This window comes from Coprococcus sp. RTP21204st1_G4_RTP21204_210225 (genome assembly GCF_040915385.1).
Classification (GTDB): Bacteria; Bacillota; Clostridia; order Lachnospirales; family Lachnospiraceae; genus Allocoprococcus; species Allocoprococcus comes.
Map to the genome: position 1 here is coordinate 1 of NZ_JBCPDP010000032.1, position 3,987 is coordinate 3,987.

Below are 3,987 nucleotides of genomic sequence, written 5' to 3' on the forward strand. Positions count from 1 at the left end.
ACCAACCTGTAACACCTTTTGGCGCATATTCTATAGCTTTTTGAGCTGCTGGATAAGCTAAACTATCCTTTATAGCAAAGTTCATTATTGCGGCAGTATTAGCTGCTCCATCAAAGCTGTTTTCATCTTCCGAAACATTAGCTATATCCTCGTCTGTGTCTATTAAAGGATTTTCTTCTAAATCTTCTAATGAAACGGCATAAGCGGTTTCTTTTATATTTGGATTATTCCCATCATTACACCAAAATACAACTCCAATGGCTTCTTTTTCACTGGGTGAAAAAAGCGAGGGATGCACTATACTTCCATCACTACATAAGATACTACCCGGCTGTAATGATGTGTCTATAATATCTTCGTGTTTTGTACATGATGATATTACCCCTATAATGGATAATAGAATTATATATATTTTTTTCATACTTATTTATTTATTGGAAATTTGACACCTACTAATAATCCATTTCGGAAATGGTCACGTGTCCAAAATACAAAATCATTTTTTTGCATTACAAAAACTTGCATTCCATTTCTAAATGAATAGCTATATTCTAAACCTATATCAATGGAAGCCTGAAACCCTTTTCTGTTAGCTCCTAAATCAGCTCCAAACCTCCATCTTAAATTACTGTTTTTGCCTCGTGAGATTGTAGGTTTATATGCTGCACCTATGCCGAATGTTTTATAGCTCCAGAAACTATCAGAGCATACCTTATTACATACCGGGCATTTATCATATGCTGTAGCTAAATCAATATATAGTTCATAAGCATTGTGATATTTACCTTCAAACTCCAGCCCTACAACTGCATTGACGGTATTTTTCCATTGCCAACCTCCTGAAATATTAAAAAACTTATCACCATCACCAGCCATTGACTTTAGGAAAAAAAATAAGGTGATAACAAGAAATGCTATTCTTTTCATAATCGTAAAATTTTATTCAGTAAAAGCATCTGCATGAAGAATGTCTGCATAATCAATTCTTAATGTTATAGTACGTCCTGAAATCTGTTTTTCAGATATTTCTATGGTAAGAACTTTTTCGTCTGGGAAAGTAAATTTTTCAAAGACAAAAATATTTCGATAGTTCTTCTTGAAAACAAGATTCTTATTAACTTGCATCAATGGAAGTATTTCTATAGATTGAAAATTAGTAGCCTTTGTTTGTTTTTTATCTTCTATTTTGAAGCGTATTTGGTCTATATCATATCGTATTTTTGTTTTATTAATCATAGAAATATCAATAAAGAAATACTTATCTAATGTGTAGATATTGTTTAGTACAATTTTCATTAGGTTACTTTTACTGGAAACATCATAGAATTTTACTGTAGAAATAAACATTCTATGTGCGTAATCATACATTTGTGCTTTGGTTAAGTTCACTTCTGGATTCATATAGCTACGTAAATCAGCATAAGGGATATTAAAGCGAGTGTATGCTTTTGCTAAATCGCTACTATATACTAGCATATATTGTACGAAAAATCTTTCTGTAACAATGGTGATAACTCCACTAGCTCCTTCTTTTGTGGGTTTTATTCTAAGAGAGTTACCAGTAGGAATATCGCCAACAATATCATTGACTGATATATCAACATATTTTATATCTTCCATAGCTATAAAATGCGTTGAAACATCTTTGTTGACGTATATAACCTTTAGTTCTTCTGGGTTTTCACCTGCAAGCTCGATGTTTTCTCCAATAGGGGTGTTCTGTGCATTTCCTGTAATAACAGAAATCATTGTGCATAATGCAATAAAAATCTTTCTCATATTATTGTTCTTTATCTTTGTTGTTTACTAAAAAAACTTGTGTGTTATATTTTAATTTGGCTTTGTTTTTTTTGATGTTTTTGGAAAGAGCTTGGGTTGTACTACGGTAAGCATCTTGTAAAGCACCTAAAGCGAATTGTTCTACTCCTTCTGATTGGCTGTTCATTTGTATAGTTTGGCTTCCTATTTGCGCTCCAACATCTTTACTCAAATCTCTAAAAGCTGATGAAGGAACAAAGAAACCTTCTTGTCCGTCATTATCATATACGGATAAATCTACTTTCATTTGTTTGCCATCAACCATTATAGAGGAAATATTAATGTGTACTCTTTGGGCTTTAAAGCCAGATACATTCCCATATAGGTAAGTACCTTTAGTTAAAAGAGCATCATTAATCATTATATCATCTAGAAGCCGTATGCGTACTCGGCTACCATCTGTTACTTTTAGAGTTTCATCTAATATAGCTGTGATTAGTGAAGTTTTTTGTTCTTTCCCTACAGTATTAAAATATACTTCTGCGGGATTTTTCGCTTTTACAACTTCTATAGCCATTTCTTTTGGCTTTTCATCCTGTTTTTTTTGAGGTGTTCTAGGACGTGGATTTTGCAATGAATCTATATAAGCCATTTGCATTTTAAAAAGCTCCATTTCTTCTTGCATCTTGGATTTTTCAGGAGCTTTTCTAGTTTCTATTTGACTTGATTCATCTATAGTAGGAAATCCTTTTATTTGTTGTTCCAATTCCTTTTCCCGGATTCTAGAAGCTTGATTTAAACTGTCAATTTGCCTTATTTCATCATTGGAGTAAAGAGAACCAGAACTTTCAATTTCGCTAACTTCTTCTTCTTTATCTATGGTTTGTATTGATGAATAATCAGAAGATTTATTGAAAGCTCCTTTGAGTGATTCAAATTTACTTTTTATCTCTCTTTTTTCTAAATTAGCATCAGGAATATCAAGATTTAATTCTTCCGTTTCTACTAATGTAGTTTCTTCTGCTGGGGCAGAGTTTATCATATCCTTAACTAGCCATCCTATCCCTAGAATAAAAGGTAGAATGAGTATCGGAATGATGTACTTAGGCTTTTTAATATCAATCTGTTTCATACGCTATTTATTTAATTTATTGTATAAATCTTTTATTCGTACTGTGTCTTCTGGAGTTAATTTCCCATTTTTTCTTAGCTCATTAATTTCATTTTGCATTTTAATCACTTCTAACAAGTCGTGAACTCCTACTTGTTTTTTTTGTAGGTTACTATCAATGTTAATTTGTACTTTGCTTTTTTCTTCATTGAAGACTTGCATTGGCTTTCTTTCTGGACGCATTACTAATGATAGAATTGTGACGAAAGAAAGGAATGAAATCGTAATTCCAAACATGGCTTTACGGTGTATGGCAGCCCACGCTAATAAGCGTTCACAAGCGTTATTAACTCCGAACTTTTGAAATATTTTAGTAAGAAGAACAACTGTAGCTTGTTCGGCTTTAGTCTTGATACTTTCTTTTCTATCATTCTTTTTATGTTTAAACAGTTTCATTAGAAATTCTTTTTTACTTTATAATCTAGGTCTTTGTTGAGTATCGTTTTCCAATCTGTGATAATAAGTCCATGAGGATTATTTTCAGTACGTGGAATTTGTCTTAATTTCCCTGTAGTTACAAGTTGCCTTTTTAGAATAGAAGTTTCTCGCTCTATACGTTGGATGCCATAGTATTCAAAAGATAGGTTGTTCATGTCCACCTTGATACTATCTGTCATAATTGTTACTGTTGCAGAACTCGCTAATATGGTGTTGAAATATCCTTTTTCTTTTAAATTATTATATTGTTTTAATCCGCTATCATCAATTAGATACATGGCTTTTTCCATGTTGTATTTTATAAATTCATCGTCTGGTGGTAATGTGAAAAATAAAGTGTGGAATAGATTTATGTGGCTTTTACATTCGACTTCCAAGTTGACTTCTGTACCAGTTTGTTTCACTAGTACAGGGACATCATTATCCAAAACATATATTTTTTTTCTTTCAGCTTTCACTAAAGAGAAACAAAAGGCTAGTACCATACCTGAAATAACTATACTAGTTGCAAAACAGCCAATGGATAAAATTCCGGCTAATTTGATTTTATTTTCTAAGTTTTTAATAATCATGATTATGTGAATTTAAAATTTAATGAATCTTTTTACATAGCTGCACTG

Annotated in this window: 5 protein-coding genes and 1 pseudogene; all 6 read right to left on the reverse strand. The window is 31.9% G+C overall.

Going from position 1 to position 3,987, the window contains the following annotated elements:
• Positions 1-421: pseudogene (locus AB5213_RS16335) on the reverse strand (hypothetical protein); the annotation flags it as partial.
• Between the two features lie 2 nt (positions 422-423).
• A complete protein-coding gene (locus AB5213_RS16340) occupies positions 424-927 on the reverse strand; it encodes a hypothetical protein (protein WP_005647321.1) in 504 nt (167 codons plus the stop codon).
• A gap of 12 nt (positions 928-939) precedes the next feature.
• Positions 940-1,779 (reverse strand): conjugative transposon protein TraN, encoded by an 840-nt coding sequence (gene traN, locus AB5213_RS16345; RefSeq protein WP_346964522.1) that lies wholly within the window; start codon positions 1,777-1,779, stop codon positions 940-942.
• Position 1,780: 1 nt separating this feature from the next.
• Entirely contained in the window at positions 1,781-2,890 is a 1,110-nt protein-coding gene (gene traM / locus AB5213_RS16350; protein ID WP_005647316.1) for a conjugative transposon protein TraM, read from the reverse strand.
• A gap of 3 nt (positions 2,891-2,893) precedes the next feature.
• Positions 2,894-3,325, reverse strand: a complete 432-nt coding sequence (locus AB5213_RS16355; RefSeq protein WP_005647314.1) for a hypothetical protein — start codon at positions 3,323-3,325, stop codon at positions 2,894-2,896.
• A complete protein-coding gene (traK, locus tag AB5213_RS16360; protein WP_005647312.1) occupies positions 3,325-3,939 on the reverse strand; it encodes a conjugative transposon protein TraK in 615 nt (204 codons plus the stop codon). The genes AB5213_RS16355 and traK overlap by 1 nt, the downstream gene beginning before the upstream one ends.
• Positions 3,940-3,987 lie beyond the last annotated feature (48 nt).